This window comes from Paenibacillus camelliae (assembly GCF_023715345.1).
Classification (GTDB): domain Bacteria; phylum Bacillota; class Bacilli; order Paenibacillales; family Paenibacillaceae; genus Pristimantibacillus; species Pristimantibacillus camelliae.
In genome coordinates this window covers 112,664-126,201 of record NZ_JAMBNY010000010.1, presented here as the reverse complement: position 1 = coordinate 126,201, position 13,538 = coordinate 112,664, and the positions used below count along the sequence as shown (strand labels likewise).

Sequence of the window (13,538 nt, the reverse complement as noted above, 5' to 3'; positions counted from 1 at the left end):
TATTTAGCTTTTAATTATAATTGAACTCGACTGCTGCATTGCAGCCGAGCTTTATCATGCTATTCGTGATCTCGATGGCTAATAAATTCATTCGGCACGTCTTCGCCTTGCGGATTGTTATTCTTGATTTGGCTTAAACGTCCATTGCGGAATTCCCCGCCATGTACCTTGTTTTTTCGCTGGCCATTATTGTCTGTGCGTTCATGATCATTATGAATATAGTTTCTATCACTCATGTTACGTTGCGCTCCTTTCCTTAGACCTATGACTTAGCATGGTTAACTAATCTCAAAAATATGTACGCATATAAAGCAAATCCAAAGGATGGCATTGCATCGTAACAAGCTAGTCATTGATTTTAAGGCCTGTTTTTACTATAATTGAAATCGTACACTCAGAATGATAATCGTTTTCAATTTTCATACTGAAATAATAAATACATGATGAGGATGACGTATGAGACTTTGGATGTTAATGATTGCCATTGTGGTCTTGTCATGTATATCGCTATTTATTGGTGCAATCGATATTAGATTGAGTGATCTGTTTAATGGGAACACAGATAAAATTGAAATCTTTCTCATTAGTCGGGTTCCACGCTTAATGGCGATTATATTGGCGGGCGCAGGCATGAGTATTGCGGGATTGATCATGCAATCTTTAAGCCGTAACAAATTCGTTTCACCAACGACAGCTGGTACATTAGATGCAGCAAAGCTCGGGATATTAATTTCGATGCTGTTTATCACGAATGTAACGTATACGCAGCAAATTATATTTAGCTTTCTATTTGCCTTAGTCGGAACGTTAGTCTTTATGCAAATTCTTGATCGCATTAAATTCAAGGATGTCATCTTTGTTCCGCTAATCGGAATTATGTATGGTAATATCCTTTCATCAGTTACGACATTTTTCGCCTATGAAAATGATTTGATTCAAAATATCTCATCCTGGCTAATGGGCAGCTTTACGCTAGTGATATCAGGACGCTACGAGCTGCTGTACATCAGCATTCCAGCGGTTATACTTGCCTACCTGTATGCTAATAAGTTTACGGTTGCAGGCATGGGCGAGGACTTCGCGAAAAATCTAGGACTGAGCTATAAGCTTGTATTGAATCTAGGGCTCGTACTTGTTGCCATTATTTCAACAACTGTCGTCCTTACTGTCGGGGTAATCCCATTTTTAGGTTTAATTGTACCCAATATCGTGTCATTATATTTGGGAGATAACTTGCGCAAGACGATTCCACATACTGCTGCTTTAGGTGTCGCATTTTTATTGCTTTGTGATATTTTAGGGCGTGTCATTGTTCATCCTTACGAAATTCCAGTTAATGTGACCGTTGCAGTTATCGGTAGTGCGATCTTCTTATTTATGCTATTTAGGGGGAGAGCCTATGCGAAAAAATAGTACAAAGCTTATTGCTCTTGGCGTGCTAGCAATCATTTGCATCTTATTTTATGGTTTTTATGATATAAAGGGCGGCTTTGATTACGCATTTCCACGTCGTATGGTACGCGTAGCTGCTATGGTACTTACAGGTATCGCCATCGCTTATTCAACGGTCGTATTCCAGACGATTACTCACAATCGAATTCTGACTCCATCGGTTATGGGACTGGATTCCATGTATACCGTCGTCCAAACGTTAATTTACTTTTTTGCTGGCTCGATGTCGGTATGGGTATTGAACAAGTATCTTAACTTTGGGGCAGCGATCATTGCGATGGTGTTATTTGCACTCATACTGTACCGATTTCTATTCCGAGCAGATAAGCACCCGATCTATTTGCTACTGCTCATTGGGATGATTCTCGGTACACTATTAGGCAGTCTCGTCACATTTCTGCAGGTCATTATTGATCCAGTTGAATATCTCAGCCTACAAAACCGACTATTCGCGAATTTTGTTAATGTGAAGAAGGATCTGTTATATATCGCCCTCGCTATATTAGTCGTCGCGTTTATTTACGGCTATCGTATGATGGGCAAGCTTGATGTCATGTCACTTGGTCGTGAGAATGCGATGAACCTTGGTATCAATTATGATCGAATGGTTATGAATGTGCTTATTCTGTCATCGGTTTTAATTGCAACTTCCACAGCACTAGTTGGACCAATTACGTTTCTAGGGCTGATCGTAGCTAATTTAGCCTATCAATATTTAACGACCTATAAGCACTCGGTTCTTATTCTTGGGGCAAGTCTAATTAGCATTATCGCGATCGTTGGCGGTCAGTTTTTGGTCGAGCATATCTTCGAGCTACGAACGACATTAAGTGTCATCATTAACTTTATTGGCGGCATTTACTTTATTTATCTATTACTGAAGGAAAGTAGGGCAGCAGGATGATTCAAATCAAAGATTTAACGAAACGATTCGGCAAGAAGCCTGTTGTAGAGGACGTGTCGATTACGATTGAGCCTAAAACGATTACATCGTTCATCGGGCCGAACGGCGCCGGCAAATCCACTCTGCTATCTATGGTAAGTCGGCTGCTAGAAGCAGATTCTGGTGAAGTACTATTGGACCAGAACAGCGTTAGGAAGTGGAAATCTAGTGAATTTGCAAAGCGTGTATCGATCCTAAAGCAAACGAACCATATTAGTGTTCGCTTGACGGTACGCGAGCTGGTTTCCTTTGGACGCTATCCATATTCCAAAGGGCATCTGAATTCCGAAGATGAGAAATTCGTGGATACTGCGATTGAATATATGAACCTTGGCGATATGCAGCATAAATTTATTGATGAGCTGTCAGGCGGACAGAAGCAGCGTGCGTTCATTGCGATGGTTATTGCTCAGGATACTGAGTATATTCTGCTTGATGAGCCACTCAATAATTTAGATATGAAGCATTCGGTTCAAATTATGAAGATTTTGCGCAGACTCGTTGATGAGCTTGGCAAAACGGTTATTATCGTTTTACACGATATTAACTTTGCATCGGTATACTCTGATCGTATTGTAGCGCTGAAGGATGGCAAGCTCGTAAAAGACGGACCAACACACGAAATTATTAACTCCGATGCTTTGCGTGACATTTACGACATGGATATTCCGATTCAGGAGCAGAACGGTTGCCGGATTTGTATATATTTTAATTCTCATACGTAATGATTCATGTAATGATATAGCCCCTTGTAGATTAGAGCGATCTAACCTGCAAGGGGCTTTTGTAATAGTAAGCTTGTTACTAGTTAGTTTTAGTTAGCTATAGATGAATGATTGTTAACATTTCAGAAAAGAATATGACGATACAAATAAATTTTACAAAATATACTTGACGATGCTGACAAATGCATCTATAATGAGAATCGTTGTCAGTGATAATGATTATCATTTTTGTAGGGGTACATAGAACATATATAAGGAGAGAGATATAAAATGAAAATGTGGAAATTAGCAAGTGCCATCTTGGCAATTTCAGTTTTACTTGTTGGATGTGGAACTGAAAAGGGGAATGAAGCAAACAAAACGACAGGTGGTAATACGACTGAAGAGCAACCAGTTACTTCAGAACAACCAGCTGCAGATGAGCAAGGCAATTCAGCTTATCCTCTAACGGTTTCTTCTACAGTAGCATCTACTGAAGACGAAGCAAAAGGCACGATTAATTATGAGGATGTAACGTTTGAAACAATGCCAGAAAAACTTGTAGTATTTGACTATGGTTTCTTAGATACATTAAATGAACTAGGTGTTGAAGGTGTTGTTGGACTTCCTAAGGATTCTACTTTGCCAGCACATCTACAAGAGTTTGCAAGTGATGAGTATACAAGCGTAGGTACATTAAAAGCACCATTGCTTGAAGATATCGCTGAGCTTGCTCCAGATGTAATTTTTATCTCTGGTCGTCAATCTACGTATTATGAAGAGCTGAAAGAAATCGCTCCAGTTATTTTTGTAGGTGCAACGCAGGATGATTATTGGAATACATTCCTAGCATCTGTAGATGTAGCAGCTACAATGTTCGATAAAAAAGCTGAAGCTGATGATTACCTAGCTAAATTTGATAGTGCGCTTGAAGAAATTAATGCACTAGCTGGCAACTTTGAAACATCTCTTGTAACGATGTATAACGAAGGTAAATTGTCTGGCTTCGCACAAAATTCTCGCTTTGGATATATTTATGACATCTATGGCTTTAAGCCAGTGACGGAAGACATTCAGTCTTCATCTCATGGCTCTGACTTTGGCTTTGAAGCAATTCTAGAGTTCAACCCTGAAGTATTGTTCGTTATCGACCGTACAGCTGCAACGGGTGGAGAATCCAACATCCAAGCGGATATGGAAAACAACATTATTAAGAAAACAACAGCTTATGAAAATGGCCGTATTGTATATCTAGATGGACCGCTTTGGTACCTAAGCGGCGGTGGCTTGCAGTCTGAGCTAGCTAAAATCGAAGAAGTGCTTGCTGAATTGAAGTAATATGTAATAAAGCCGTGAGGCATCTGGAAGCTCCAGATGCCTTGCGGCTTTTTATTATGCAGGAGAGCTTGATAAACAATAAAGCGCAAAGCGGACAGACATAGTACGCTTTGCGCTTCATTCGTGATGCAGGGAATAGCTTGAATTGTTGACGAGCTATTCTACGACGTAGTACGCGCCGTGCTCCATGCTGATTACATAATCTGGCTGAGCAGGCTTGCCGCCTTCTTTCAACTTTGCACGGTGTCCAGCGATATGCTCGGGGCTTTTTTCCCAAGCCTTCCACGCTTCCTCAGACTCCCAACGAACAAGCATAATGACCTCTTCGTCACCGCGACGAGTTTTCTTCACTAGAAGCTCTCGACCAATGAAGCCTTCACGCTGCTCGATCAGTGAAGGTCCATCCTCAGGCTTTCTTTTGAATCGCTCTAGTATTTTATCTGCATTCCCTTCAGTTACAATCCATTTGCGAAGCTGTATAAACATATTGCTCCTCCTTAAGTATAGGAATAGTGTATTTCCGTTAAATAATAATGAGAATCAATCCCAATAACAATAGTATACCTTAAACGAGCTATATGCGTAAATGCTTGGCGAAAGATATGAAGAACGAATTATAAAGATAGCGCTTGATTCTACCGTTACGTCAGCATTTATAATGAAGCGTGAGGGAGGGAAAACAATGCTTACGATAGGACAATTTTCCAAAAAGACCGGAGTTACAATTAGAACATTGCGCTATTACGACGAGAAAGGGCTGCTTAAGCCTACTTATGTATCGCCATCTGGGCGAAGATATTATGAGGATGACAATATGGTCACCTTACAGAAAATATTGACCTTTAAATTTTTAGGGTACCCGCTGGAGGATATACAGAGCATGCTGGCTACGAGTGATCTTAATCTTCATAAATCGCTCGTAAGGCAGAAGCAGGAGATGCTTATTAAAAAGGCACAAATCGAAAAGACGATTGCTACTCTTGAGAATGCGATTACACTGTCAGAGAACCAGGAAGAGATTCATACGGACGTCTTCTTATCGATCATACATGATTTAATTCATAGCGATGAGCAGCATACCTACTTCAAGACGCTTCTGCCTGAAGATTTGGTAGATGAGCTAGAGCAATTGTATAAGGAAAACATTATAGATTACACGAAGCATCATATGGAAACGACGTTGAAGCTGAAGGAGGCATATCGCATGCAGCTGCCGGATGAAGAGGTTCTCCTTATCGTTGAAGAGATGCTCTCCATTGTACCCGAGCATTTGCTGACTCGTATTATTGAAGCGACAAAGCAGATTGATGAAGGAACAGAAATTGACGAATCGCTTTTTCATATGCCATTTACGAAGGAAGAAGAGCAGTGGCTTGAACGAATTATGAAGAAGTCCATACTAGGAGGGAATAACGATGAGTAAGGCTGCATTTCAACCGAGTAAGCTGCTGAGGCTTATGAAGGAGGCCAATCCTCCAACATGGATGATCATCATCGCCGTGCTGCTAGGCATTATAGAAACAGGGCTTGGACTAGCGGTGCCTTTACTGACGATGAACGTCGTCAATTCATTTGCAGAGCAGGGCATGTCGTGGCTGTCGCTGATTTTCGTGGGACTTGCGCTGATCGTACAGACGGCGATATCAGGTGTTGCCTTTTACATGATGTCGGCGATTGGTGGTAAGATCGTAGCAGCGATCAGACAGCGAGTATGGTCACATGTGCTGCGTTTGCGTATTACTTATTTTGATCAGCATGAGTCAGGCGAAACGATGAGCCGCATTACACAAGACACCAATGTAATTAAGGAACTGATTACCCAGCACTTTATATCATTTTTTACAGGTATGCTTTCCGTTGTTGGCTCTGTAGCTATTCTGCTATGGATTGATTGGAGAATGACACTTCTTATGCTAGTGGCCGTACCTTTATCGATTATTGTGCTGCTGCCGCTTGGGCAGAAGATGAATAAAATTTCTCTTGCTAATCAGGATGAGATGGCAAACTTCACAGCTAATCTTGGACGTGTGCTTACCAATATTCGTCTTGTAAAGGCCTACCAAGCTGAGGAAACAGAAAATAAAAAGGGACAGCAGCAAATTCATAATTTGTACCGTTTCGGGCTAAAGGAAGCGAAAATATTATCCATTCTGTCTCCGGTTATGACACTCGTTATTATGCTGGTCCTTATTATGATCTTTGGTTACGGCGGAGCACAGGTAGCGTCTGGTGCTGTAACAGCGGGTGCACTTGTCGCTATTATGTTCTATCTCGTTCAGATTGTCGTTCCATTCACGCAGATGGCGACCTTTTTCACCTCCTTCCAGAAAGCTTTAGGAGCGACAGAGCGTCTGCACGAGATGCTGGAGCAGCCAGTTGAGTCGTCTGGAAGTGAAGGCCTGAAGTCGAAGCAAGGAGATATCGTATTTGATCAAGTTAACTTTCGATATGATGAGAAGGAAATCTTCGATCAGCTGTCCCTTCATATCCCTTACGGCAAAACGACGGCGCTTGTTGGTACGAGCGGCGGCGGGAAGACGACGATCTTTTCCTTGCTTGAGCGCTTTTATGAACGGGCAGGAGGCAGTATTATGTTCGGAGAACAGCCGATTGATCAGATTAAGCTTACAGAGTGGCGCGGGCTGTTTGGCTATGTATCACAGGAAAGCCCACTAACGAACGGAACTATACGTGAAAATGTCGCTTACGGTGATGCGAGCGCCAGTGAGACAGAGATCATTGCAGCACTGAAAAATGCAAACGCTTGGGAATTTGTAAGCAAGCTAGAGGAGCAGCTCGACACTCAGGTTGGGGAAGCTGGTATTAAGCTATCTGGAGGGCAGCGTCAAAGAATTGCCATTGCGAGAGCTTTACTACGAGATCCCAAAATATTATTGCTGGATGAGGCCACATCTAGCTTAGATAATGAGTCAGAAGCCTATGTGCAGGAAGCATTACAGCAAGCGATGAAGGGAAGAACGACAATTATTATCGCGCATCGACTATCTACGGTTACACATGCCGATCAATTAATTGTACTTGAAAACGGTGAGATTACAGGAAGAGGAACGCATCAAGAGCTGCTGGAGCGTCATGCTTATTATCAGAAGCTTGTGAAGCGTTCGGCAGAGGCCATATAGTACGTACGTATATGAAGTCTTGAGCGCAGCAGATAATCTGCTGCGCCTTTACGGTTGACGAGAGAAAACAAAGATGCTACAATTATCTTAAATTAAAGATTATTTATTGGTCGCTAGTTGAACATAATAAGCAAGAGTTAACATTTTTTTTGGATATATATCTTAAAATTAAGACATATAATATTGGAGGAAAAACAAATGATTAGTCCATTAAAAGGTATTCACCATGTTACTGCCATTACAAGCAGTGCAGAGAAAAATTATCAATTTTTTACGTATGTGCTTGGCATGCGTCTCGTAAAGAAAACGGTCAATCAGGATGATATTCAGACCTATCATTTATTCTTTACCGATGATACCGGCTCAGCTGGTACAGATATGACGTTTTTTGATTTTCCAGGCATTCCAAAGGGAACACACGGTACGAACGAAATTTATAAAACAGCATTTCGCGTGCCTACCGATGCGGCACTTGAGTACTGGGTTAAACGCTTCGACAAATATGAGGTCAAGCATACAGGCATCGAGGAGCTTTTTGGCAAAAAAGTATTGTCCTTTGTTGATTTTGATGATCAGCAATATATGCTTGTATCCGATGAGCATAACGAAGGCGTTGCCTCTGGTACGCCGTGGCAGAACGGTCCCGTACCGCTTGAATTTGCAATTACAGGCCTTGGGCCGATTCATATACGCGTTATGAAAATTGAATACATGCAGGAGCTGCTAGAAAAGGTATTGCTGATGCGTCAGGTAGCGAAGGAAGGCTCGTTATATCTATATGAGACTGGCGAAGGGGGCAATGGTGCCCAGGTCATTGTCGAACACAATATTGTTCTACCACCTGGACGACAAGGCTTCGGGACTGTGCATCATGCTGCGTTCCGTGTAGAGGACAACAGCGTACTACATGATTGGATTAAACGAATGAGCGATTTTGGATTCCCGAACTCAGGTCACGTCGATCGCTTCTTCTTTGAATCATTATATGTGCGTGTTGCACCGGGGATCTTATTCGAATGGGCAACAGACGGACCAGGCTTCTTAGGTGATGAGCCTTATGAGACACTCGGTGAAAAGCTATCCTTGCCGCCGTTTTTAGAGCCGCAGCGCGAGCAGATCGAACGATTAGTTCGACCGATAGACACCGTTCGCAGTACGTTGAAGCTGGAGAAGGAATATTTATAATGGGGGAAGCTTCATGTGAATAGAAGCTTTCAAACCGTATTGGAGATGAAATATATGAAGAAGCATACTGCTGGCATACACCATATTACCGCCATTGTCGGGCATCCACAGGAGAATATCGATTTTTACGCAGGTGTGCTTGGCTTGCGTTTAGTGAAGCAAACCGTTAACTTCGATGATCCAGGCACCTATCATTTATACTTTGGGGATGAAGCTGGAAGTCCAGGGACGATCATCACGTTTTTCCCATGGGCTAACGCACATCCTGGGGTCATTGGCGATGGTCAGGTTGGAGTTACGACGTATGCCATTCCTGTCGGCGCACTTGAATATTGGAAGCAACGTCTAACGTCTTTTAACATTCCTTATGTCGTGGCAGAGCGATTTGGCGAAACCTTGCTGCAGTTTGACGATGTTCATGGACTGCATCTCGAGCTGGTCGAGCGTGAAGAAGGTCCGTTAAATCACTGGACATTCGGAGGAGTTACGAAGGATGTAGCTATTAAAGGCTTCGGTGGTGCAGTGCTCTATTCCAGTCGTCCGCAGCATACAGCGACTGTACTGTCCGATGTGCTTGGACTTCAAGCAATTGGAACGGATGGGGTATATGCTAGATATGCTTCTACTGCACAGATCGGCAACATCATCGATATAAAAATGACCGAGGGTCAGCTTGGTAAGATGGGGCCAGGCACCGTCCACCATATCGCTTGGAGAGCGGAGGACGATCAAGATCAACGCTCATGGCAGGAGTTCGTATCGAGCTTTGGCTTGCATGTGACAGATGTGCGAGATCGCAGCTATTTCAATGCAATTTATTTCCGCGAGCCGGGCAGCATTCTGTTTGAGATTGCGACCGATCCGCCAGGATTTGCTTATGATGAATCGCCAGAGACGATGGGCAGCAAGCTAATGCTGCCGGTACAGTACGAGCAGCACCGTGACCGCTTAAAGCAAATGCTTCTTCCAATTGAGGTGCGAGAGCTAACGAGTGATTGATACGTATCTGCACAGGAGCATAAGCTATTGATTCAGAATGCATCAGTCAGAACGTGTGATATACTGATGAAAAGTTAAACAGGAAATATCGAATGAAAACAGGAGCTAGCATGGTATAGCTCCTGTTTTGTGATATATAGCGGTAAACTCTACGAAGCGTTGATTGAGCGCGAGCATCGGTTCGCGTTATGATGGAGAAGCTGGAGGTGAATGAACGGTGGATTGCGTAAAAGTCGGTGCACTAATTCTTCAATTACGAAAAGAAAAAGGAATGACGCAGAAGCAGCTAGCCGATCAGATGAATATTAGCGATAAAACAATATCAAAATGGGAACGCGGCCTAGGCTGCCCTGATGTGTCCTTGCTAAGTGAGCTGGCTGCGATATTGGGCGTTCATGTCGATAAGCTATTAGAAGGGGATCTAAAACCGAATGAACAGGATCGTGGAAATATGAAATCAATTAACTTTTATGTATGCACAGATTGTGGGAATGTCATGACGAGTACTGGCCATCCAACACTATCCTGCTGCGGTAGAATCGTAGAACCACTCAAGGCTCAACCTGCAGAGGCTGAGCATCAAGTACAAGCAGAAGCGGTAGACAATGACTATTATATGACGCTGGAGCATGAGATGAGCAAGGAGCATTATATCTCCTTCGCAGCGTTCGTTACGTATGACCGTATGAACCTCATTAAGCTGTATCCGGAGCAGAATGCAGAGTTCCGCATGCCGATTCAGACTCGCGGTACGCTTTACTTCTATTGTACAAAGCATGGCTTGTACAAGCAGGATTTTATAAAATCGAAGAAGGTTTAATGACAGACGATAAGACATGATTATGCTCGTATGCAAGCTACAAAGAAGGATATACTAAACTTGCATGTTTACATCATGATGCTACCGGAGGAATGAACGATGGCAGTATGTCCTTTATGTAATGCACTACGGCAAATAAATGATGAATGTCCGGTATGCCGTGCTCAGATGACCGATGCAGGTAAAGTTAGCGATTTTCTTGACCCTTACGGTCATTATAATGATGACGAGACCGTGAAGATGGGGGATGGCTATCCTCATACGGCTAATGAACCGGTATGTCCTCATTTGCTAGTATGTGAGAGCTGTGGTAAAGATCAAGTAGCGTTTATTGCATACGAAAATTAACGACAAAACATAGGACAGTCATTCTAAAAAAGGGTACGCCAATTCAACTGCTGCTGAATTGGCGTACCCTTTAATTATGGAGATTGGTCATCTGGATCATGCTGCTCATTGGATACATCTGATTCAATAGAAGAATCGGGAGTAAAAGCAATTAAATTCACGGTTCTGCCTAGCTGTTGTTCAATTTTTTGTTCAAGCTGTTGAAGATCTTCAAGCAGCTCTGGTTGATCGTTCAGATCTGCAAATGAATATTGCTCTCTCATTAGGTTTTCCTCACAGTCGATGATTGAGTTTAGCTGTCATTATTGTTTACAGCAAGCGCTCGAATATTCGTCAAAAACATAGCAATTTATATCAAAACGATCTTGTTCGGATACGTTATGATAAGGATGAGGTGAGCGAATGAAATATAGTAACGTTACGCAGCGAACCATTCAATATATTGAGGAGCATCTGACCAGCAGCTTATACTTAGACGACTTTTCAGAGCTAGTAGGATATTCAAAGTTTCATCTGACACGGATATTTAAGCAAGAAACAGGCCTAGCCATTAGTGAATATATTCGAGTACGAAGGCTAGCCCTTGCAGCGATGCTGCTTATGCACACGGATGAGCCGATACTCCATATTGCTATTGAGCTGCAATTCCAGTCACAAGAAGCATTTACTCGATCATTTCGTGAGCTGTATGCGATGCCACCAGGTAAATATCGAAAAATAATGAGCACGTTAATTGGAACGGAGGACAATGGTATGAGCAATGATGACAAGCAAGCAAAAGGTTGGTTTTTAAGTGGTTCACATCCAGGGAGTTATGCTTTTGGCGTAGATGAAAAGATTTTTCATTCAGGAAAAAAATCAGGCGTTCTATATTCGATAGAGGAAGTGGATGAATCTGGAGGCCAATTCGGTACAATGATGCAAAGCTTTCTTGCAGATGATTATAAAGGCAAACGTATCAAAATGTCCTGCTATTTGAAATCGGAGAATGCGGCACGATGTGCAGCATGGTGCAGAGTGGACAGTGCTGCTGGCGATCCAATTCAATTTGATAATATGGAGAATCGACCAATCGTTGGCTCTACGGATTGGAACCATTATTCAATAGTGCTCGATGTGCCCGAGGAAAGTGCGTCGATTCACTTCGGGGTGCTGCTTATCGGCAAGGGTAAGGTATGGGCAGACGGCTTTAAGTTTGAAGCAGTCGATCATCGAACACCAGTAACCAATATGATGGCACTAGACGCACTTCCGAAGCAGCCATCCAACCTTGATTTTAGTGAATAAACAAAACCCTCCTGCTGGCCAAGGTCAGCAGGAGGGTTTTGTTAGTCGAAGTTTAGAAAGTTCGGCTTTCAGTACCGAGAAGATGGAGGGCTAGTAGAAAACGAGGAGCACAGCGTAGGTACCACTACGTGAGCACCTAAAATGTTTTCGTAGAAAACATACTACGGAAGCATAACCTTTCGGTAGCACTACATATTCGATGTCGAATAAACGACAACGGATTACCTCGTAATTAAAGCTGGACTTTTTGAACATCTTTGCAAATGTAGTTTAGAAAGTTCGGCTTTCAGTTCCAAGAAGATGACTGGATACTAAAAAGCGAGGAGCACAGCGTATGTTTTTAATACGTGAGCACCGCAGCTTTAGGTAGCCTGACATATTCGAAGTCGAATATGCATCAGCGCTATACACCGAAATCAAAGTCGTACTTTATAAACAACCTCTACACGAGTTTGATTTGTGCGAGCTTAAACTGCTTCTCCAGCAACTCATAGCTCATCTCCAGCGTACCGATTGTAAGGGTAGGAGCAACCTGCAGTGATAACGATACGATAAGCTGACCGTTTTCGATTCGGTATGTCGTTGTTTTGCCGACAACAACCTCTTCGAACCACATCGCAGCTTCATCGTGCTTGAAGGTATACGTATAGGTTTTATTCTGTAGTTTTAAAGTATAGTGTTGCTCGCTATCGATCTCTTCTACGGAAGATTGCAGCTTGTCCTTTAGATCTACGGATGGATTAGGTGCGGTAATTTCTGAAAAATCTTTACGTAGAATATGGATTTGTGTGTCAATAACACCTGTGCCGTAGCCTTTTGTTAGGAATAGATAGATCTCATCCTGTTGATCTTGATTGAGATCGTCCACAATAAGCTTGGGGTAGTATTCTGGATCAGCAACGTTTTGCCATTGGTACGTTTTCGATTTATCATCTATATGCACGGTGATAGGTACAATAATCTCTGCATCTTTTTGAAGTGCTCCTGTAACAGAAATTCCATTATTTTCTATAAGTAGAATGTCAGATTCAATTTGATCAACCGTTAATGGTACTTCCGAAGGCTGATTTTGCGCTTTATTAGCAGGTGTATTATTTACAGCGCTTGAACAGCTCGATAATATGATGCCTAAGAAGCCAAGCACGATTACCGTTTTTGTAAGCTTGGACAAGGAGAAATACCCCTTTCTAGGTTAAAGTTTTCTATAATCATAACATACCCCGATATTAGACTAACAAATGTTACGGAAAGTTGCAAAATACAGTGAAATCAACCTATCTCACCTTAATTTATTCTACAAAATGCTACTAAAGTCCTTTATT

Annotated in this window: 15 protein-coding genes; 11 read left to right on the top strand and 4 right to left on the bottom strand. The window is 42.3% G+C overall.

Annotated elements, in window-relative coordinates; genetic code table 11:
• Positions 1-59: 59 nt before the first annotated feature.
• Positions 60-236 (bottom strand): hypothetical protein, encoded by a 177-nt coding sequence (locus M3180_RS15820; protein ID WP_251669271.1) that lies wholly within the window; start codon positions 234-236, stop codon positions 60-62.
• 220 nt (positions 237-456) lie between these two features.
• Between M3180_RS15820 and M3180_RS15815 the strand changes: the two genes are divergently transcribed.
• From M3180_RS15815 to M3180_RS15800, 4 genes are all read left to right on the top strand, one after another.
• A complete protein-coding gene (locus M3180_RS15815) occupies positions 457-1,413 on the top strand; it encodes an ABC transporter permease (RefSeq protein ID WP_251669269.1) in 957 nt (318 codons plus the stop codon).
• Positions 1,400-2,356, top strand: coding sequence for an iron chelate uptake ABC transporter family permease subunit (locus M3180_RS15810; protein WP_251669267.1), 957 nt, complete (start codon positions 1,400-1,402; stop codon positions 2,354-2,356). Before M3180_RS15815 ends, M3180_RS15810 begins: the two co-directional genes overlap by 14 nt.
• Positions 2,353-3,120: an iron ABC transporter ATP-binding protein gene (locus tag M3180_RS15805; protein WP_251669265.1), complete on the top strand. Its 768-nt coding sequence runs from the start codon at positions 2,353-2,355 to the stop codon at positions 3,118-3,120. The genes M3180_RS15810 and M3180_RS15805 overlap by 4 nt, the downstream gene beginning before the upstream one ends.
• A 270-nt stretch (positions 3,121-3,390) precedes the next feature.
• Complete coding sequence (locus M3180_RS15800) at positions 3,391-4,437, top strand: siderophore ABC transporter substrate-binding protein (RefSeq protein ID WP_251669263.1); 1,047 nt, start codon at positions 3,391-3,393, stop codon at positions 4,435-4,437.
• Positions 4,438-4,593: 156 nt separating this feature from the next.
• On the opposite strand, the gene M3180_RS15795 is transcribed toward M3180_RS15800, so the two are convergent.
• Entirely contained in the window at positions 4,594-4,923 is a 330-nt protein-coding gene (locus M3180_RS15795; RefSeq protein ID WP_251669261.1) for an antibiotic biosynthesis monooxygenase family protein, read from the bottom strand.
• Positions 4,924-5,119: 196 nt separating this feature from the next.
• On the opposite strand from M3180_RS15795, the gene M3180_RS15790 reads away from it, so the two are divergent.
• The 6 genes from M3180_RS15790 (at position 5,120) to M3180_RS15765 (ending at position 10,929) form a co-directional block, all read left to right on the top strand.
• Positions 5,120-5,860: a MerR family transcriptional regulator gene (locus tag M3180_RS15790; protein ID WP_251669260.1), complete on the top strand. Its 741-nt coding sequence runs from the start codon at positions 5,120-5,122 to the stop codon at positions 5,858-5,860.
• Positions 5,853-7,577 (top strand): ABC transporter ATP-binding protein, encoded by a 1,725-nt coding sequence (locus M3180_RS15785; RefSeq protein ID WP_251669259.1) that lies wholly within the window; start codon positions 5,853-5,855, stop codon positions 7,575-7,577. Before M3180_RS15790 ends, M3180_RS15785 begins: the two co-directional genes overlap by 8 nt.
• 201 nt (positions 7,578-7,778) lie before the next feature.
• Positions 7,779-8,762 carry a ring-cleaving dioxygenase gene (locus M3180_RS15780; protein WP_432806949.1) on the top strand — a complete coding sequence of 328 codons (984 nt, stop codon included), beginning with the start codon at positions 7,779-7,781 and terminating at the stop codon, positions 8,760-8,762.
• Between the two features lie 54 nt (positions 8,763-8,816).
• A complete protein-coding gene (locus tag M3180_RS15775) occupies positions 8,817-9,761 on the top strand; it encodes a ring-cleaving dioxygenase (protein WP_251669327.1) in 945 nt (314 codons plus the stop codon).
• A gap of 217 nt (positions 9,762-9,978) precedes the next feature.
• Positions 9,979-10,581, top strand: a complete 603-nt coding sequence (locus tag M3180_RS15770; RefSeq protein WP_251669257.1) for a helix-turn-helix domain-containing protein — start codon at positions 9,979-9,981, stop codon at positions 10,579-10,581.
• A 99-nt stretch (positions 10,582-10,680) separates the two neighbouring features.
• On the top strand, positions 10,681-10,929 hold the full coding sequence (locus M3180_RS15765; RefSeq protein ID WP_251669256.1) for a hypothetical protein: 249 nt from the start codon (positions 10,681-10,683) through the stop codon (positions 10,927-10,929).
• Between the two features lie 74 nt (positions 10,930-11,003).
• On the opposite strand, the gene M3180_RS15760 is transcribed toward M3180_RS15765, so the two are convergent.
• Positions 11,004-11,192 carry a hypothetical protein gene (locus M3180_RS15760; RefSeq protein WP_251669255.1) on the bottom strand — a complete coding sequence of 63 codons (189 nt, stop codon included), beginning with the start codon at positions 11,190-11,192 and terminating at the stop codon, positions 11,004-11,006.
• A 139-nt stretch (positions 11,193-11,331) separates the two neighbouring features.
• Between M3180_RS15760 and M3180_RS15755 the strand changes: the two genes are divergently transcribed.
• The gene (locus M3180_RS15755; RefSeq protein ID WP_251669253.1) at positions 11,332-12,216 is read left to right on the top strand and encodes a helix-turn-helix transcriptional regulator; all 885 of its coding nucleotides are present in this window, start codon (positions 11,332-11,334) and stop codon (positions 12,214-12,216) included.
• Positions 12,217-12,658: 442 nt separating this feature from the next.
• Here the strand turns inward: M3180_RS15755 and M3180_RS15750 are convergent, their stop codons facing one another.
• Positions 12,659-13,387, bottom strand: a complete 729-nt coding sequence (locus M3180_RS15750; RefSeq protein WP_251669251.1) for a hypothetical protein — start codon at positions 13,385-13,387, stop codon at positions 12,659-12,661.
• Positions 13,388-13,538: the final 151 nt, after the last annotated feature.

Coding starts and splice junctions, on each gene's coding strand:
- M3180_RS15815 (WP_251669269.1), top strand. CDS start 457: ATGAGACTTTGGATGTTAATGATTGCCATTGTGGTCTTGTCATGTATA.
- M3180_RS15760 (WP_251669255.1), bottom strand. CDS start 11,192: ATGAGAGAGCAATATTCATTTGCAGATCTGAACGATCAACCAGAGCTG.
- M3180_RS15790 (WP_251669260.1), top strand. CDS start 5,120: ATGCTTACGATAGGACAATTTTCCAAAAAGACCGGAGTTACAATTAGA.
- M3180_RS15810 (WP_251669267.1), top strand. CDS start 1,400: ATGCGAAAAAATAGTACAAAGCTTATTGCTCTTGGCGTGCTAGCAATC.
- M3180_RS15755 (WP_251669253.1), top strand. CDS start 11,332: ATGAAATATAGTAACGTTACGCAGCGAACCATTCAATATATTGAGGAG.
- M3180_RS15775 (WP_251669327.1), top strand. CDS start 8,817: ATGAAGAAGCATACTGCTGGCATACACCATATTACCGCCATTGTCGGG.
- M3180_RS15765 (WP_251669256.1), top strand. CDS start 10,681: ATGGCAGTATGTCCTTTATGTAATGCACTACGGCAAATAAATGATGAA.
- M3180_RS15795 (WP_251669261.1), bottom strand. CDS start 4,923: ATGTTTATACAGCTTCGCAAATGGATTGTAACTGAAGGGAATGCAGAT.
- M3180_RS15805 (WP_251669265.1), top strand. CDS start 2,353: ATGATTCAAATCAAAGATTTAACGAAACGATTCGGCAAGAAGCCTGTT.
- M3180_RS15820 (WP_251669271.1), bottom strand. CDS start 236: ATGAGTGATAGAAACTATATTCATAATGATCATGAACGCACAGACAAT.
- M3180_RS15785 (WP_251669259.1), top strand. CDS start 5,853: ATGAGTAAGGCTGCATTTCAACCGAGTAAGCTGCTGAGGCTTATGAAG.
- M3180_RS15800 (WP_251669263.1), top strand. CDS start 3,391: ATGAAAATGTGGAAATTAGCAAGTGCCATCTTGGCAATTTCAGTTTTA.